The organism is Aeromicrobium yanjiei (genome assembly GCF_009649075.1).
Lineage (GTDB): Bacteria > Actinomycetota > Actinomycetes > Propionibacteriales > Nocardioidaceae > Aeromicrobium > Aeromicrobium yanjiei.
Genome location: NZ_CP045737.1, coordinates 2,387,453 through 2,404,156, shown reverse-complemented (window position 1 = coordinate 2,404,156; position 16,704 = coordinate 2,387,453). Strand labels below are relative to the sequence as shown.

Annotated in this window: 16 protein-coding genes; 14 read left to right on the top strand and 2 right to left on the bottom strand. The window is 69.6% G+C overall.

Features of this window, described 5'->3' with window-relative positions:
- Positions 1-2: 2 nt before the first annotated feature.
- From GEV26_RS11820 to ffh, 3 genes are all read left to right on the top strand, one after another.
- Complete coding sequence (locus GEV26_RS11820; RefSeq protein WP_153653272.1) at positions 3-341, top strand: P-II family nitrogen regulator; 339 nt, start codon at positions 3-5, stop codon at positions 339-341.
- A 105-nt stretch (positions 342-446) separates the two neighbouring features.
- Entirely contained in the window at positions 447-2,714 is a 2,268-nt protein-coding gene (locus GEV26_RS11815; protein ID WP_153653270.1) for a [protein-PII] uridylyltransferase, read from the top strand.
- Between the two features lie 57 nt (positions 2,715-2,771).
- Positions 2,772-4,304, top strand: a complete 1,533-nt coding sequence (ffh, locus tag GEV26_RS11810) for a signal recognition particle protein (RefSeq protein WP_153653268.1) — start codon at positions 2,772-2,774, stop codon at positions 4,302-4,304.
- On the opposite strand, the gene GEV26_RS11805 is transcribed toward ffh, so the two are convergent.
- Positions 4,288-5,259 (bottom strand): hypothetical protein, encoded by a 972-nt coding sequence (locus GEV26_RS11805; protein WP_153653267.1) that lies wholly within the window; start codon positions 5,257-5,259, stop codon positions 4,288-4,290. The genes ffh and GEV26_RS11805 overlap by 17 nt on opposite strands.
- Before the next feature lie 105 nt (positions 5,260-5,364).
- Between GEV26_RS11805 and GEV26_RS11800 the strand changes: the two genes are divergently transcribed.
- From GEV26_RS11800 to GEV26_RS11785, 4 genes are all read left to right on the top strand, one after another.
- Positions 5,365-5,880, top strand: a complete 516-nt coding sequence (locus GEV26_RS11800; RefSeq protein ID WP_153653265.1) for a gluconokinase — start codon at positions 5,365-5,367, stop codon at positions 5,878-5,880.
- A complete protein-coding gene (locus tag GEV26_RS11795) occupies positions 5,877-7,265 on the top strand; it encodes a GntT/GntP/DsdX family permease (protein ID WP_208430760.1) in 1,389 nt (462 codons plus the stop codon). The genes GEV26_RS11800 and GEV26_RS11795 overlap by 4 nt, the downstream gene beginning before the upstream one ends.
- Positions 7,266-7,451: 186 nt before the next feature.
- Positions 7,452-9,188 (top strand): ABC transporter ATP-binding protein, encoded by a 1,737-nt coding sequence (locus tag GEV26_RS11790; protein ID WP_153653263.1) that lies wholly within the window; start codon positions 7,452-7,454, stop codon positions 9,186-9,188.
- Positions 9,185-11,110, top strand: coding sequence for an ABC transporter ATP-binding protein (locus GEV26_RS11785; RefSeq protein WP_208430761.1), 1,926 nt, complete (start codon positions 9,185-9,187; stop codon positions 11,108-11,110). The genes GEV26_RS11790 and GEV26_RS11785 overlap by 4 nt, the downstream gene beginning before the upstream one ends.
- Here the strand turns inward: GEV26_RS11785 and GEV26_RS11780 are convergent.
- Positions 11,107-11,466: an arsenate reductase family protein gene (locus GEV26_RS11780; RefSeq protein ID WP_153653262.1), complete on the bottom strand. Its 360-nt coding sequence runs from the start codon at positions 11,464-11,466 to the stop codon at positions 11,107-11,109. The genes GEV26_RS11785 and GEV26_RS11780 overlap by 4 nt on opposite strands.
- Positions 11,467-11,534: 68 nt before the next feature.
- Here GEV26_RS11780 and GEV26_RS11775 point away from each other — a divergent pair, with 68 nt between their 5' ends.
- From GEV26_RS11775 to GEV26_RS11745, 7 genes are all read left to right on the top strand, one after another.
- Positions 11,535-11,951 carry a pyridoxamine 5'-phosphate oxidase family protein gene (locus GEV26_RS11775; protein ID WP_194839837.1) on the top strand — a complete coding sequence of 139 codons (417 nt, stop codon included), beginning with the start codon at positions 11,535-11,537 and terminating at the stop codon, positions 11,949-11,951.
- A 65-nt stretch (positions 11,952-12,016) separates the two neighbouring features.
- Positions 12,017-12,952: a sterol desaturase family protein gene (locus tag GEV26_RS11770; protein WP_153653258.1), complete on the top strand. Its 936-nt coding sequence runs from the start codon at positions 12,017-12,019 to the stop codon at positions 12,950-12,952.
- Between the two features lie 127 nt (positions 12,953-13,079).
- Complete coding sequence (rpsP, locus tag GEV26_RS11765; RefSeq protein ID WP_153653256.1) at positions 13,080-13,571, top strand: 30S ribosomal protein S16; 492 nt, start codon at positions 13,080-13,082, stop codon at positions 13,569-13,571.
- A 2-nt stretch (positions 13,572-13,573) separates the two neighbouring features.
- Positions 13,574-13,825 carry an RNA-binding protein gene (locus tag GEV26_RS11760; RefSeq protein WP_153653254.1) on the top strand — a complete coding sequence of 84 codons (252 nt, stop codon included), beginning with the start codon at positions 13,574-13,576 and terminating at the stop codon, positions 13,823-13,825.
- A gap of 2 nt (positions 13,826-13,827) precedes the next feature.
- On the top strand, positions 13,828-14,358 hold the full coding sequence (gene rimM, locus GEV26_RS11755) for a ribosome maturation factor RimM (RefSeq protein WP_153653252.1): 531 nt from the start codon (positions 13,828-13,830) through the stop codon (positions 14,356-14,358).
- Between the two features lies 1 nt (position 14,359).
- The gene (gene trmD / locus GEV26_RS11750; RefSeq protein ID WP_153653250.1) at positions 14,360-15,040 is read left to right on the top strand and encodes a tRNA (guanosine(37)-N1)-methyltransferase TrmD; all 681 of its coding nucleotides are present in this window, start codon (positions 14,360-14,362) and stop codon (positions 15,038-15,040) included.
- Between the two features lie 196 nt (positions 15,041-15,236).
- Complete coding sequence (locus tag GEV26_RS11745) at positions 15,237-16,490, top strand: ammonium transporter (RefSeq protein WP_153653249.1); 1,254 nt, start codon at positions 15,237-15,239, stop codon at positions 16,488-16,490.
- Positions 16,491-16,704: the final 214 nt, after the last annotated feature.

The window sequence follows — 16,704 nt, the reverse complement described above, 5'->3', positions numbered from 1 at the left end:
GCATGAAGCTGGTGACCGCGGTGATCAAGCCGCACAAGTGGGAAGAGGTCCGCGAGGCCCTGGCAGCAGCAGGCGTCGCAGGCATGACGGTGACCGAGGCCAGTGGCTACGGGCAGCAGAAGGGACACACCGAGGTCTACCGCGGCGCGGAGTACGACGTGTCGCTCGTGCCGAAGATCCGGCTCGAGGTCGTCGTCGACGACGCGGACGTCGAGAGCGTCGTCTCGACGATCACGGCCTCGGCGCAGACCGGCAAGATCGGTGACGGCAAGGTCTGGGTCGTCCCGGTCGACTCCGTCGTCCGGGTCCGGACGGGCGAGACCGACGAAGCCGCCCTGTAACCACCCCTGCTCCCCGCTGGGCCTGACGTACTGGCAGACACGCCGTCGGCGTGTTCGTCGAAACGTCGGGCCCAGCGTCGTGTGGGGGACCTCTAGCCTGTACGCGTGACAGACGACCTCGCCCGCCGCCGGGCCGAACGAGCCCTCGAGGCCGACCGCCGCCTCCGCCAGCTGTTCTCCGCGGCGGCGCCCGCGCACGACGGCGATCCGCGCGAGGGCGGAGGGCTCGCGCTCGTGGCGGTGGGCGGCTACGGCCGCTCCGAGCTGTCGCCGTTCAGCGATCTCGACGTCGTGCTCCTGCACGATCCGTCGATCGAGGAGTCCGTGGTCCGTGAGGTCGCCGAGGCGATCTGGTATCCGCTCTGGGACGACGGGGTGGCCCTCGACCACTCGGTGCGCGACACCCGCCAGATGCGTGCCGCGGCGGCCGACGACCACCGGGCCGCGATGGGGATGCTCGACGCCCGCCCGGTCGCCGGCGACTCGGGCCTCGTCCTGGGCCTGCGCTCGGAGGTGCTGGCCGACTGGCGGCGCGACGCCCGTACGCGTGTCGAGGAGGTGCGCCGGGCCCGGGAGGCCCGGATCGAGCGAGCGGGCTGGCTCGCGCACGCCGCGGTGCCCGACCTCAAGGAGTCCGGCGGGGGACTGCGCGACAGCGTGACCCTGCGGGCGCTCGTGGCGACGTGGCTGATCGACGTCCCGCACGGGGAGTCCGAGTGGCTGCGCACCTCGCTGCTGGACGTCCGCGACGCGCTGCACCAGACCGTGGGCCGCCGGGTCGAGCGCCTCGATCCCGAGGCGATCCCCGACGTCGCGGCGGCGCTCGGGATGGGCGCCGAGGAGCTCGACCTCCACACGCGGCAGATCGGTCGCCGCATCGCCCACCTCGCCTCGCTCGCGTGGCGCAAGGTCGACGACGCCCTGGCCCCGCCCCGCAAGGGCACGATCACCTCGACCGGCCCCAAGGTGTCGGTGATCAGCGAGGGGGTGGGCGTCCTGGCCGGCGAGGTGATCGTGACCAAGGACGCGGATCCCGCGACCGATCCCGAGCTCGCGCTGCGGGCGGCCGCCGCGGCGGCCCGGGAGGGGTTGCCACTCGGGCCCGGGTCCGCCGTGCGGCTGGCCAGGACCATGGGCGAGCTGCCGGACCCATGGCCGCCGACGGCCCGCCGCCACCTGGTCGACCTGCTCACCGCGGGCCCGGGGCTCGTCCGCGTGTGGGACGAGCTCGACTTCGCCGGCGTCGTCGACCGGCTGCTGCCCGAGTGGGCGCCCATCCGTCTGCGCGGCTCCTCGTCGCCGGTGCACCGGTTCACGGTGGACCGCCACAGCCTCGAGGCTTGCGTGCACGCCGCCGCGGTCAAGCGGGACGTCGCGCGTCCCGACCTGCTGGCCGTGGCGGCGCTGCTGCACGACATCGGCAAGGGCGTCCCGGGCGACCACTCCGAGGTGGGCGCACCGATGGCCGAGCGCATCGCGCGACGGTGGGGGTTCGACGCGGCCGACGCCGAGGTGGTGGGGCGCCTCGTGCGCTGGCACCTGCTCCTGCCGACCATCGCGACGCGCCGCGACATCGAGGACCCGTCCACCGCGACGAACGTCGCGGAGATCGTGGGCACCGAGGACTTCCTGGACCTGCTCGCGGCGCTCACCGCCTCGGACGCCCAGGCGACCGGCGCGAGCGCGTGGTCCACGTGGCGTCGCGGCCTCATCGAGGGTCTGGTCGCCAAGGTGCGTGGGGTGCTGGACGACTCGGTGACGACGCCCGACGCCGACGCGTACGAGGGGTGGCCCGTCCACGTCCCGATACCCGGCTGGGGGACCACCGGGCCCGCGGACTTCACCCTCACGGTCGAGCCGCACCAAGGCGGATCGCTGCTCACGGTCGTCACGGCCAACCGGCGCGGCGTCATGGCCGATCTCGCGGGCGGCCTCGCGCTGGCCGGGCTCGCGATCCGTTCGGCGCGCACCGTCACTCTCGGCGACGTCGCGGTGTCGCTGTGGGAGGTGTCTCGCCAGGACGTCGACCCCGCACGCCTGACCGAGCGGCTGCGCCCCGCGATGGCGGGCGATCTCGACCTGCCCGGCCGTCTGGCGTCGATCCCCGATGCCGAGGACGCGCGGGTGCGTCTGCTGACCCACGTGTCGGAGACCGCGACGGTCGTCGAGGTCCGCGCACACGACCGCCGGGGGCTCGTGTGGACCGTGTGCCACCGGATCGCAGATCTTGGGCTGTCGATCCGTTCGGCGCACATGTCGACGTACGGCGAGGAGGTCCGCGACGTCTTCTACGTCGTCGACGCCGACGGGAACCGGCTCGACGAGGACATGGCACTCAGGCTCCGCGACGCCATCGCCTCGGCTCTCGCCTGAGGCCTCGGTTAGAGTTGATCAGACCCCCACCATCTTTTTGAGGACGACGACAACCCCATGTTCGACACCCTGCAAGATCGCCTGCAGTCAGCGTTCAAGAACCTGCGCGGCAAGGGTCGACTCTCCGAGGCCGACATCGACGCGGTCGCCCGTGAGATCCGCGTCGCCCTGCTCGACGCCGACGTCGCCGTCCCGGTCGTGCGCGAGTTCATCGCCAACGTCAAGGAGCGGGCCTCCGGCGCGGAGGTCAGCCAGGCGCTGAACCCCGCCCAGCAGGTCATCAAGATCGTCAACGACGAGCTCGTCACGATCCTCGGCGGCGAGACGCGCCGCATCCGCTACGCGAAGAACCCGCCGACGGTCATCATGCTCGCGGGCCTGCAGGGCGCCGGCAAGACGACGCTCGCGGGCAAGCTCTCGCTCTGGCTCAAGGAGCAGGGCAAGTCGCCGATGCTGGTGGCCTGTGACCTCCAGCGTCCCAACGCCGTCACTCAGCTGCAGGTCGTGGGCGAGCAGGCCGGGGTCACGGTCTTCGCGCCCGAGCCCGGCAACGGCGTCGGCGATCCCGTCCAGGTCGCGACCGCGGGTCTGGCCGAGGCTCGCCGCACGCTCCACGACGTCGTCATCGTCGACACCGCCGGACGCCTCGGCATCGACGCCGAGCTGATGCAGCAGGCGGCCGACATCCGCGCGGCCGTCGACCCCGACGAGGTGCTGTTCGTCATCGACGCGATGATCGGCCAGGACGCGGTCGTGACCGCCCAGGCCTTCCTCGAGGGCGTCGACTTCACCGGTGTGGTGCTGACCAAGCTCGACGGCGACGCCCGCGGCGGTGCGGCGCTCTCGGTCCGGTCGATCACCGGTCGCCCGATCATGTTCGCCTCGACGGGCGAGAAGCTCACCGACTTCGAGACGTTCCACCCCGATCGCATGGCGGGGCGCATCCTCGACATGGGCGACATGCTCACCCTGATCGAGCAGGCCGAGAAGGCGTTCGACGCCGATCAGGCCGCCAAGGACGCCGAGCGGCTCATGGGCGGCTCGTTCACGATGGAGGACCTGCTCAAGCAGCTCGAGGGCATCGCCAAGCTCGGCTCGATGTCCAAGGTCATGGGCATGATCCCCGGCATGGGGCAGTACAAGGAGCAGATCAACAACTTCGACGAGCGCCAGTTCGACAAGATCAAGGCGATCATCAAGTCGATGACCCCCGCGGAGCGCGACAACCCCAAGATCATCGACGGCTCGCGTCGGCTCAGGATCTCCAAGGGCTCGGGCACCGAGGTCAAGGACGTCAACAGCCTCGTCGAGCAGTTCTTCGGGATGCAGAAGATGATGCAGCAGATGGCCAAGGGCGGCGGGATCCCGGGCATGCCCGGCATCCCCGGCATGCCGGGCGCCGGCAAGCGCGCGGGTGCCAAGCAGAAGCCCCAGCAGAAGAAGAAGGGCAAGCGCGTGTCGGGCAACCCGGCCAAGCGTGCCGCCCAGGAGACGGCCGCGCCCAAGAACGAGGGCGCCAACGCCTTCGGCTTCCCCACCCAGGGCGGTCAGGACTTCGAGCTGCCCAAGGAGCTCAAGGACCTGCTCTGAGCTGCTCACCGGAGTGGCGTCGCCACAGCGTCAGTCCGGCACCCGTCACGCACACCAGCGCGGCAACCGTGTCATCGAGGGCTTCGCGGGCGCCGCTGACCCCGACGTCGTACGGCTCCGCCCAGTAGGGGAGGACCGCGCCGGTCAGCAGGGCACCGAGCGCGAGCCAGAACACGTGGTCGTCGGTCCAGCCGGCCGCCCGCGACCAACGGCCCACCGCGAGGCACGTACCGGTGACCACCACGATCCCACTGGCGAACGCCGCCGCGCTCTCGCCGGGCAGGTAGAACAGATAGGCGAGGAATCCGAGCGCTGCGAGGACCGGCCGTGGTGGGACGCGGGTCGCCGTGGTCGTGCGGCGGGGCCACGCGCATGCCGCGACGACGAGCAGCCCGACCGTGAGCAGCGCCGTCCCGGCTTGCAGCGGGGACGCCTGGAAGCCCCCGCCGTCCTCGTCCTTGACGCCGACGTGGTTGACCGCCGTCGCGAGGACGTAGAGCACTGCGACGACGACCAGACCCCGGCGGGTCAGCCACGGGGCCGTGGGATGTCGTGACCAGGCCTCGGCCAGCACGATCGGCATCGTGATGCTCATGACGACGTGTCCGGCCACGAAGGCGAGCAGGTAGTACAGGCTGATGTCGATGATCTCGACGTGCAGCGGGTGCTGGAAGTCGTATCGGCCGTACGCGGGGTTGAACAGCGACTGGTCCACGACACCGGCCTGGAACACTCCGAACGCCACCGCGAGCAGCAGGACGGTGGGCCAGCCCCGTCCGGTCCGGCGAGCCACCTCGCGGATGAGCAGCGCCGCCCCGCCGTACATCGGGCCGAGGAAGGCGATCACCAGCAGGACCTCGGCGAAGGGGATGCCGCCCCAGGACATCTCGGCCAGCCACGGCGCCGCCACCATGACGGTGGCGACCGATCCCCAGCGCGTCCCAGTGGTCGACATGCCGCGAGCGTAGGTCGGGTCCTGCCGGCGTCGCATCGGCCGTCGGTCGAGGACGCGAGCCGAAGGTATGAGTCACGCAGCAACCACTTGCGATACGTTCGAGCAATGAAGGCACACCCGCTGGTCGTCGTCATGGGCATCTCCGGGGTGGGCAAGTCCGCCGTGGGGCACGAGCTCGCCGAGCGCTTCGAGGTCGACTACGAGGACGGCGACGCGCTGCACTCGGAGGCCAACATCGCCAAGATGTCGGCCGGCACCCCGCTGACCGACGAGGACCGCTGGCCGTGGCTCGCCGACATCGGCGCCTGGCTGGCCGCCCGCGAGGTCAGCGGCGGCGTCATCAGCTGCTCGGCGCTGCGTCGGGCCTACCGCGACGTCCTCGTGGACGCGGCTCCGCGGGTGATGTTCCTGCACCTCGTGGGTGAGCACGACCTCATCAAGTCCCGCATGGAGGGACGAGACCACTTCATGCCGTCCTCGCTGCTGGAGTCGCAGGAGCAGACGCTCGAGCCGCTCGAGGACGATGAACGCGGCTGGGTCTTCGACATCACCCCGTCCCCGGCCGAGATCGTCGACGAGTTCATCGACCGGTCCGGTCTGTCCGAAGGAGATCCCGCATGATGCTCGCCGCCCTCGCCGCTGCCGCCGCTCCTGAGCCGGTCGAGGCCGTCGCCGGCACCGGACAGCTGATCACCGCCGCGCTGATCGGCATCGCTGTGCTGGTCATCGCGATCACGTACTTCAAGCTGCACCCCTTCCTGGCACTGATCCTCGGCGCCCTGACGGTCGGCGCGATCGCCGGCCGGGCGATGCTGGACGTCGTCGGCAGCTTCAGTGCCGGTGTCGGCAGCACGGTGTCCGGCGTCGGCGTGCTGATCGCGCTCGGTGCGATGTTCGGCAAGCTGTTGGCGGACTCCGGTGGAGCGGACCAGATCGTCGACACGATCGTGGGGCGTTCGAGCCCCCGCATGCTGCCGTGGTCGATGGCCGCGATCGGCGCGATCATCGGCCTGCCGATGTTCTTCGAGATCGGTCTCGTGCTGCTGATGCCGGTCATCTTCCTGGTGGCCAAGCGGGCCGAGCGGTCGATCATCTCCTTGGGCATCCCGGCCCTCGCCGGGCTGTCCGCGATGCACGGCTTCGTGCCCCCGCACCCCGGTCCGCTCGCCGCGATCGACCTGGTCGACGCCAACCTGGGCCTCACGCTCGGTCTCGGCGTCCTCGTCGCGATCCCGACGATCATCGTCGCCGGCCCCGTCTTCGCCCGCTTCGCCGACCGCTGGGTCCCGGTGCCGGCCGGCGACCTGTTCGACGCCTCGACGACGCAGAAGCGCGACCGCCGCCCGAGCTTCGGCGTCACGCTCGCGACGGTGCTCCTGCCGGTCGTGCTGATGATGGGCAAGGCGTTCGGCGACATCTTGGTCGACGACGGGACGACGCTGCGCAGCGTCCTGGACTTCATCGGCGAGCCGTTCGTCGCGCTGCTCATCGCGGTCCTCGTGGCGGTGTTCACCTTCGGCGTGGCCACGGGCATGTCCAAGGACGACGTGTCGGACGTCCTCAGCAGCTCGCTGCCGCCGATCGCCGGCATCATCTTGATCGTCGGCGCCGGCGGTGGCTTCAAGCAGACGCTCGTCGACACCGGCATCGCCGAGGTCGTGGCGGACTTCGTCCGCGACAGCGGGGTGTCCGTCCTGCTGATCGCCTGGCTCGTCGCGGTCGTCATCCGCGTCGCGACCGGATCCGCCACGGTCGCCACGATCACCGCGGCCGGGATCATGGTCCCGGTGGCCGCGGACCTGCCGAGCGGCGAGGTGTCGCTGCTGGTCCTCGCGATCGGCGCGGGCTCGGTCTTCTTCTCCCACGTCAACGACGCGGGCTTCTGGCTGGTCAAGGAGTACTTCGGCCTCTCGGTCGGCCAGACCATCAAGAGCTGGTCGATCATGGAGACGATCCTGTCGGTCAGCGGCCTGATCGTGGTGCTCGCGCTCAACCTCATCGTCTAGCCCTCCGGCCCGCCCGCCCGCCCGCCCGCAGTTTCCCAGGAGAACCCCGGAAACCGACGCGTCACCCCGGTGACGACAGGGGTGCCCTGCCGGTTTCCGGGGTTCTCCTGGGAAACCGCGAAGAGAGGGGGTCGGCGGGGCCGATTCCGGACGGCCGCAGGAGGGCGCGGGGGATAGCCTGAGGCAATGCTGTTGCCGCTGCTGAGGACGTACCTCGCGCCGTACAAGCGTCCCATCGCAGTGGTGCTGTTCTTCCAGCTCGTGCAGACGCTCGCCAACCTCTACCTGCCCGGCCTGAACGCCGACATCATCGACCGCGGCGTCGTGCTCGGCGACACCGGATTCATCGTCCGCACCGGCCTGGTGATGCTCGCGATCACGATCCTGCAGGTCGTGTGCACGATCGTCGCGGTCTACTACGGCGCGCGCACGGCGATGGCGCTCGGTCGCGACCTGCGGGCCGGGGTGTTCAGCAAGGTGGAGACGTTCGCCGCCCGCGAGATGGCCCAGCTGGGCGCGCCGACCCTGATCACCCGGTCCACCAACGACGTCCAGCAGGTGCAGCTCATCGTCTTCATGGCGCTGACCCTGCTCGTGACCGCACCGATCATGTGCTTCGGCGGCATCGTCATGGCGCTGCGCCAGGACGTCGAGCTGTCGGGGCTGCTGCTGCTCGTGATCCCGGCCCTCGTCATCAGCATCGGTCTCGTGATCCGTCAGATGCGGCCGCTGTTCCGGCTGCTCCAGGTCAAGATCGACGGCATCAACGGCGTCATGCGCGAGCAGATCATGGGCATCCGGGTCATCCGGGCGTTCGTGAAGGAGGACTACGAGGCTCGGCGATTCGGCGACGCCAACCGGGAGAACATGGAGGTCGCGATCGCGGTCGGCCGCCTGATGGCCATGATGTTCCCGATCGTCATGCTGATCATGAACGTCTCGGTGGTCCTGGCGACCTGGTTCGGCGGCTATCGGATCAGCAGCGGCGACCTCGACGTGGGCACCCTCACGGCGTTCCAGAACTACCTGGTCCAGATCCTCATGTCGGTCATGATGGCGACCTTCATGCTGATGCTGTGGCCGCGCGCGGAGGTCTCGGCCGAGCGCATCACCGAGGTGCTCGAGACCGAGCCCAGCGTGCAGGCCCCCGCGGACGCCGTCCCGGTGACCCTGACCGAGGGACGTGTCGACGTCAGGGACGCCTCGTTCGCGTTCCCCGGCGCGGAGCAGGACGTCCTGCACGGGATCGATCTCGTGGCGCGGCCCGGCGAGACCACCGCGATCATCGGCTCGACCGGCAGCGGCAAGTCGACCCTGCTCGGGCTGATCCCGCGGCTGTTCGACGCGACCGCTGGCACGGTCGAGATCGACGGCCACGACGTCCGCTCCCTGCACCCCGAGGACGTGTGGGCAGCGATCGGCCTGGTGCCGCAGCGCCCCTTCCTGTTCTCGGGCACCGTCGGCTCCAACGTCCGCTACGGCCGGCCGGACGCGACCGACGAGGAGGTCTGGGCCGCGCTTGAGATCGCCCAGGCCACCGACTTCGTGAGGCGGATGCCCGAGCAGCTGGACGCACCGATCGCGCAGGGCGGCACCAACGTGTCCGGCGGTCAGCGCCAGCGGCTCGCGATCGCCCGCGCGATCATCAAGCGTCCCGCGATCTACCTGTTCGACGACTCCTTCTCGGCGCTGGACTACGGCACCGACGCCGCCCTGCGTGCCGCACTGCGCACGGTCACCGCCGACGCCGCGGTGGTAATCGTGGCCCAGCGGGTGTCCACGATCCGCGGCGCCGACCGCATCGTCGTGCTGGACGAGGGGCGGGTCGTCGGCACCGGGCGCCACGACGAGCTCATGGACACCTGCGAGGTCTACCGCGAGATCGTGCTGTCCCAGCTCACGCTCGAGGAGGCCGCGCGATGAGCGGGGGACGTCCGGGAGGGCCCGCGCTCGCCGGCATGGGCATGCCGCCGGCCCGGGCACAGGACTTCAAGGGCACGCTGCGCCGTCTCGCCGACCGGGTGCTCGACGAGCGCCGGCTCATCTGGGGGGTCGTGGCCTTCGGCGTCATCGCGACGTCGCTGTCCGTGATCGGGCCCAAGGTCCTCGGCCGGGCGACCGACATCGTCTTCACGGGATATCTGTCCGACCAGTTCCCGGCGGGCGCCACGAAGGCCGAGGTCGTCGACGAGCTCCGCGCCGAGGGCAAGGACCAGCTCGCGTCCCTCGTCGGGTCGGTCGACCTGCAGCCCGGCTCGGGCATCGACTTCACGAGCCTGTCGTGGGTGCTGGGCGGCGTGCTCGTGCTGTACGTCCTGGCGTCGTTGCTCCAGTGGTTCCAGGGCCGCATCACCACGATCGTCGTGCAGCGCACCGTGGCGAGGCTGCGCGACGACGTCGAGGCCAAGCTCAACCGGCTGCCGCTGTCGTACTTCGACCGCACCGAGCGGGGCGAGGTGCTCTCACGCACGACCAACGACATCGACAACATCGCGCAGTCGTTCCAGCAGACCATGAGCCAGCTGCTCACGTCGCTGCTCATGGTGATCGGCACGCTCGCGATGATGATCGTGATCTCGCCCCTGCTCGCGATCGTCGCGCTGCTCACGATCCCGCTCGCGCTGGTGATCACCCGCGCGGTCACCAAGCGGTCGCAGCCGCAGTTCATGAAGCAGTGGGCCAGCACCGGTCGCCTCAACGGGCACATCGAGGAGGTCTTCACGGGCCACGAGGTGGTCAAGGTCTTCGGCCGCCAGGCCGAGGCGCGTGAGGAGTTCGAGGCGCGCAACGCCAAGGTCTTCGAGGCGTCCTTCAAGGCCCAGTTCATCTCCGGCGTCGTGCAGCCGGTGATGATGTTCATCAGCAACATCAACTACGTGCTCGTCGCGGTCATCGGCGGGCTCCGCGTGGCGTCGGGATCGCTGAGCATCGGCGACGTCCAGGCGTTCATCCAGTACTCGCGCCAGTTCACCCAGCCGCTGACCCAGCTCGCGGCGATGATCCAGGTGCTGCAGTCGGGTGTCGCGTCGGCCGAACGCGTCTTCGCCCTGCTCGACGAGGACGAGGAGCGTCCCGACGAGGCCGATGCGCCGTTCCCCGATCCGGTGCGCGGCCGGGTGGTGTTCGAGGACGTGTCGTTCTCGTACGTGCCGGGGGAGCCCTTGATCGAGCACCTCGACCTGGTCGCCGAGCCCGGGCAGACGATCGCGATCGTCGGCCCGACCGGAGCCGGCAAGACCACGCTGACCAATCTCGTGCTCCGCTTCTACGACGTGGACGCCGGCCGCATCACCCTCGACGGCGTCGACATCGCGCGGATGGACCGGGGACCGCTGCGGCGCAACTTCGGCGTCGTGCTGCAGGACACCTGGCTCTTCAAGGGCACGATCCGCGAGAACATCGCGTACGGTGCCGAGGGCGCCTCGGAGGCCGAGATCATCGCTGCGTCCGAGGCCGCGTTCGTGGACCACTTCGTCCGTACGCTGCCGGACGGCTACGACACCGTGATCGACGACGAGGGGACCAACGTCAGCGCAGGCCAGCGCCAGCTGCTGACGATCGCCCGCGCGTTCCTGGCCGATCCGTCGATCCTCGTGCTCGACGAGGCGACCAGCTCGGTCGACACCCGCACCGAGTCGCTCGTGCAGGGGGCGATGGAGCTGCTGCGGTCGGGGCGGACGTCGTTCGTCATCGCCCACCGCCTGTCCACGATCCGCGACGCCGACCACATCGTGGTGATGGAGGAGGGGCACATCGTCGAGCAGGGCACGCACGAGGAGCTGCGGGCAGCCGGCGGGGCGTACGAGCGGCTCTACACCGCGCAGTTCGCGGCGCCGAGCGCCTAGCGGCCGGCGAGGAAGGCCGCGACCCGGTCCTTCGGGCGTCCGATGATCGCCCGGTCACCGCGGACCAGCACCGGACGCTGCATCAGGCGGGGATGCTCGACGAGGAGGTCCGCGACGGCCTCCGGCGTCTCGTACGCCGCGGGGTCCAGCTCGAGCCCCTTGAAGAAGCCGTCCTTGCGCACCAGGTCGGCGGGGGAGTCCTCGAGGCGGCCGATCAGCTCGAGGAGCTCGGCGCGGGACAGCGGCTGCTTGAGGTACTGCACGACGTCGACGTCGACACCGGCCGCCGCGGCCTCGTCGAGGGCGTGGCGGGACGTCGAGCACGCGGGATGATGCAGGATCGTGAGGTCGGCCATGTCGCGAGCATAGGCGGGCCGATGGCGCTCATGTGAGGATGGTGGCCGGACGAGCAGGAGGAGAAGTCATGGTGCGCAGCCCGGGACGGTTCACGGAGATCTCGCAGGACGAGTGCCTCGAGCTCATGGCCACGACCACGGTCGGCTGGCTCGCGTTCGTGGATGCAGAGGGGCAGCAGCTCCTGCCGGTCAACTTCGTGCTGCACGGTCAGGACGTGTACTTCCGGACGATGTCGGGTTCGGCCATCTCCTCGTTGGCCGACGGGCACGACGACGTCGCCTTCGCGGTGGACCATCACGACGACATCTACCAAAAGGGGTGGGACGTCATGGCGCGCGGGACGACTGCGCGGGTCGACGATCCCGACCTCGTCGCCCAGGTGGCGGCGGGCGCCAGGCCGCGGCCGTGGGCCCCGGGGGAGCGGGACGTGCTCATCGTGCTGCGGCCGAGCGTGATCTCCGGCCGCCGCGTCCGCCGCCAGTGACCACTGAAGTGTCAATCGGGTCATATCGCTGACACGGGGGCCCTCCCGCGTGCCACAATCGCGGCATGTGGGACGCCTTTTCGCACAACCTGAAGGATCCGGCTGGTGCCGCGATCCCGTTCTTCCTGCTCTTCATGGTCATCGAGATGTTCGCGGTCCGTCGCGAGGAGGCGCACGATCGTGACGAGCAGTCCGCGCACCAGGTCAAGGGCTATCTCGCGGAGGACACCCGCACCAGCCTGACGATGTTCGGCGCCTCGATCGCGTTCTCCGCGGTCTTCCGCACCGCCGCGTTCCTGCTCTACACGGTCCTCTACGTCCACGTCGCGCCCTGGCACCTCTCGGCGAGCAACCCCTGGACGTGGGTCGGCGTCATCATCGGCGTGGACTTCCTCTGGTACGTCTACCACCGCTTCGCGCACCGTGTCCGCATCGGCTGGGCCGGCCACCAGGCCCACCACTCGAGCCTGTTCTTCAACTTCTCGACTGCTCTGCGGCAGAAGTGGAACCAGTGGTTCGAGGTGATGATCTGGCTGCCGCTGCCCCTGCTGGGCGTCCCGCCGTGGATGATCTACTTCGTCTTCTCGCTCAATCTGATCTGGCAGTTCCACCTGCACACCGAGAAGATCGAGAAGTTCCCCCGCTGGTGGGAGGCGGTCTTCAACACCCCGTCGCACCACCGGGTGCACCACGGCTCGGACGCGATCTACCTGGACCGGAACTACGGCGGCATCTTCATCGTCTGGGACCGCCTGTTCGGCTCGTTCCAGCCCGAGCTGCACCGTCCCACGTACGGGCTCACCGTCCCCGTCGACACGTATAACGTGTGGTCGCTGCAGTACGGCGAGTACAAGAAGATCTGGCAGGACGTCCGGCAGGCCCGGGGGGTCCGCGACAAGCTCGGGTACGTCCTCGGCCCGCCCGGGTGGGCGCCCCGGTCGCACGCCGGGGGAGTCGATCGGGGCCGAATTGGAGCCGGTGGCGGAACTCTGGCAGAATGAGTCCTTGCGTCCGTACGTGTCGGGACCCTCTCATCTCGACGCAGTCCGGCTCACCGATCTCGTCGGCCGTGTCCCCACGCGTCACCGGCAGCTCAACCACACACACATCTGAGGAGACACCACACTCGTGGCAGTCAAGATTCGCCTGAAGCGCATGGGCAAGATCCGTACGCCGTTCTACCGCATCGTCGTCGCCGACTCGCGCACCAAGCGCGACGGCCGCGTGATCGAGGAGATCGGCACGTACAACCCCAAGGCCGACCCGTCGATCATCAACGTCGACGGCGAGCGCGCGCAGTACTGGCTCGGAGTCGGCGCGCAGCCGACCGAGGCCGTCGCCGCCCTGCTGAAGATCACCGGTGACATCGGTGGCAACAACACCATGAAGTTCGCCGAGGAGAAGCGTTCGAAGGAAGACATCTTCCAGGACGCCCTCAAGGAGCTCCACAGCGAGTCCAAGTCGGAAGCAGTGACCAAGAAGGCCGCCGCCAAGAAGGCCGAGCCCAAGGCCGACGAGCCCAAGGCCGACGAGCCCAAGGCTGAGGAGCCGAAGGCTGAGGAGCCGAAGGCCGACGCGCCCAAGGCCGACGAGCCCAAGGCCGACGAGGGCAAGGCCTGATCGTGGCCGCACCCCTCGTGGAGGTCATCGAGCACCTCGTCGCCGGCATCGTCGACAGCCCTGACGACGTCGACGTCCGCGTCAAGCAGACGCGAGGCGGCGAGCTGTTCGAGGTCCGGGTCAACCCGGACGACCTCGGCAAGGTCATCGGCCGACAGGGCCGCACGGCCACGGCCGTCCGCAAGGTCGCGGGCGCGATCGCCGGTAGAGGCGGCGCGCGCATCGACTTCGTGGACGTGGATCGCCGCAGCTGACGATGCTGGTCGTCATCGGCCGCATCGGCCGTGCCCACGGAATCCGTGGTGAGCTGAACGTCGACATCCGCACAGACGAGCCCGACCGGCGTTTCGCCCCGGGCTCGTCTGTCGTTGCCGGCGCACGCACGTTGACCGTCACGAAGGCGCGCCACCACGGTGGCCGCCTCGTCGTCGCGTTCGACGAGGTGCCCGACCGCAATGCCGCCGAGGCCCTGCACGGTGTCGTGCTCGAGGCCGAGGTGGACCCCGCGGACCTGCCCGAGGACCCCGACGAGTTCTACGACCACCAGCTGGTCGGGCTCGAGGTCCGCTCGGGCGACGCGGTGGTCGGCACCGTGACCGGTCTCGTGCACCTGCCCTTCCAGGACACCCTCGCCGTCGACATCGACGGGCGTGAGGTCCTGATCCCGTTCGTCACCGAGCTCGTCCCGGTGGTCGACGTCCGTGGCGGATTCGTCACCGTCGAGGACGTCGACGGCCTGCTGGACCCGTCGAAGGCCGAGAACGCGGCCTCCGACCTCGAGGTCTGACGTGCGCATCGACGTCGTCTCGATCTTCCCGGCGTACCTCGACGCCCTGCAGCTCTCGCTCGCCGGCAAAGCGCAGTCGTCGGGGCTGCTGACGATCCGGACCCACGACCTGCGCGACTTCACCCGCGACAAGCACCGCAGCGTGGACGACACCCCCTACGGTGGCGGTGCCGGCATGGTCATGAAGGCCGAGCCATGGGGTGAGGCACTCGACTCGCTCGCGAGCGAGCAGGCCGTGATCGTCGTCCCCACACCGTCGGGCGCGCCGTTCACCCAACGCACGGCCGAGCGCCTGAGCGCAGAGTCGCACCTGGTGTTCGCGTGCGGCCGCTACGAGGGCATCGACCAGCGCGTGATCGACGAGGCGTCGGACCGCTGGCGGGTCGAGGAGATCTCTCTCGGCGACTTCGTGCTCAACGGGGGAGAGGTCGCGGCCCTGGCCATGATCGAGGCCATCGTTCGGCTGGTGCCGGGGTTCATGGGCAATCCCGCGTCGCTGGTGGAGGAGTCCCACGGCGAGGACGGCCTGCTGGAGTACCCCGTCTACACCAAGCCCGCGTCGTGGCGAGGACGGGACGTGCCCGAGGTGCTGTTGTCGGGCAACCACGCCGCGATCGCCGCGTGGCGTCGTGAGCAGGCCGTCGAGCGTACGCGCCGCCGCCGCCCCGACCTGCTGTCCTGACCGGCCGATCTGCCCGGAACCCCGGGGTGCGGCCGGGCCGATGCGACGTGGATTTAACACGATCGCGTGTCACGTAACACCACGGACATGCTGAGGCAAGCCTCGCAAAACCTCTCACCGCAACAGTGTCACTCGCGTCCGACAGCAGCAGCGTCGCTGTGCCGGCCGAACGACACCCCCCTCAGAGAGGTTTCTCATGACCCCCGGAACTATCTGGCTGCTCATCTCCGCAGCTCTCGTCCTGTTCATGACGCCGGGCCTGGCGTTCTTCTACGGAGGCCTCGTGAAGGCCAAGAGCGTCGTCTCGATGATGATGCTCAGCTTCGGAGCCATCGGTCTGGTCGCCGTCCTGTGGGTGCTCTTCGGCGCCAACATGGCCACGCTGGACAACAGCGGCGACGACTGGATCAAGCAGGTGCTCGGCAACCCGTTCTCCGACTTCGGCCAGTGGGACGCCGCCAAGGACTCGTTCGCCGGGGGCGACGGGGGAGTCCTGGCCAGCGTTGCGTACGGGTCGACCTTCGCGATCATCACCGTGGCGCTCATCTCGGGTGCGATCGCCGACCGCGCGCGGTTCTTCCCGTGGATGCTGTTCGCGGGCCTGTTCGCCACGCTCGTCTACTTCCCGGTCGCCGGCTGGGTCTTCGCGTTCAACGACGACGGCATGACGGGCTGGGTCGGCAACCTCGGTGACAACCTCGGCATCGACGCCTCGACGATCGACTTCGCCGGCGGCACCGCGGTCCACATCAACGCGGGCGCCGCGGCCCTGGCCCTCGCGCTCGTGCTCGGCCAGCGGGTCGGCTTCAGCAAGGACCTGCAGAAGCCCCACAACGTCCCGCTCGTGCTCATCGGCGCGGCGATCCTGTGGTTCGGCTGGTTCGGCTTCAACACCGGCGCCGCGGCCGGCGACGGATCGGCCACGCTGATCTTCGTCAACACGATCGTGTGCCCCGCGGCCGGCATCCTCGGCTGGATCATCGTGGAGCACTTCAAGAACGGCAAGGCCACCTCGGTCGGAGCCGCCTCGGGTGCCGTCGCCGGCCTCGTCGCGATCACGCCGTCCTGCGTGGCTCTGCAGCCCATCTGGGCGATCGCGCTCGGCCTGCTCGCGGGCGGCGTCTGCGCGATCGCGGTCGACCTGAAGTTCAAGTTCGGCTACGACGACTCGCTCGACGTCGTCGGCATCCACCTGGTGGCCGGCGTCATCGGCACGCTCTACCTGGGCTTCTTCGCGATCGACACGGGCCTGTTCACCGGCGGAGGCAACTTCGACCAGCTGATCCTGCAGGCCATCTCCGCGCTCGGCGTCGCGGTCTACTCCTTCGTGGTGTCGTACGGCATCGCGACGGTCATCGACCGCACGATCGGCTTCCGCATCCACCAGGACGAGGAGGCGGCCGGCATCGACTCGGTGCTGCACGGTGAGGAGGGTTACGCCCTCGTCTGAGCGTCAGATCGCTCGTCCCAGCACGACCCGACGCGTCCGCCGGTCACCCGGCGGGCGCGTCGGCGTCGGCCGGCGCCGCGGGCCAAGGCCGATTGGCTCGGACGTGCACCGATGTGGCAACATTGACCCTTGGCGCCGGACGGCTCTGCCACAGGGGAACCGTCGATCACCGCCGCACCACTTCCTTTCGAACCACCATCCGTGGGTGACCTGT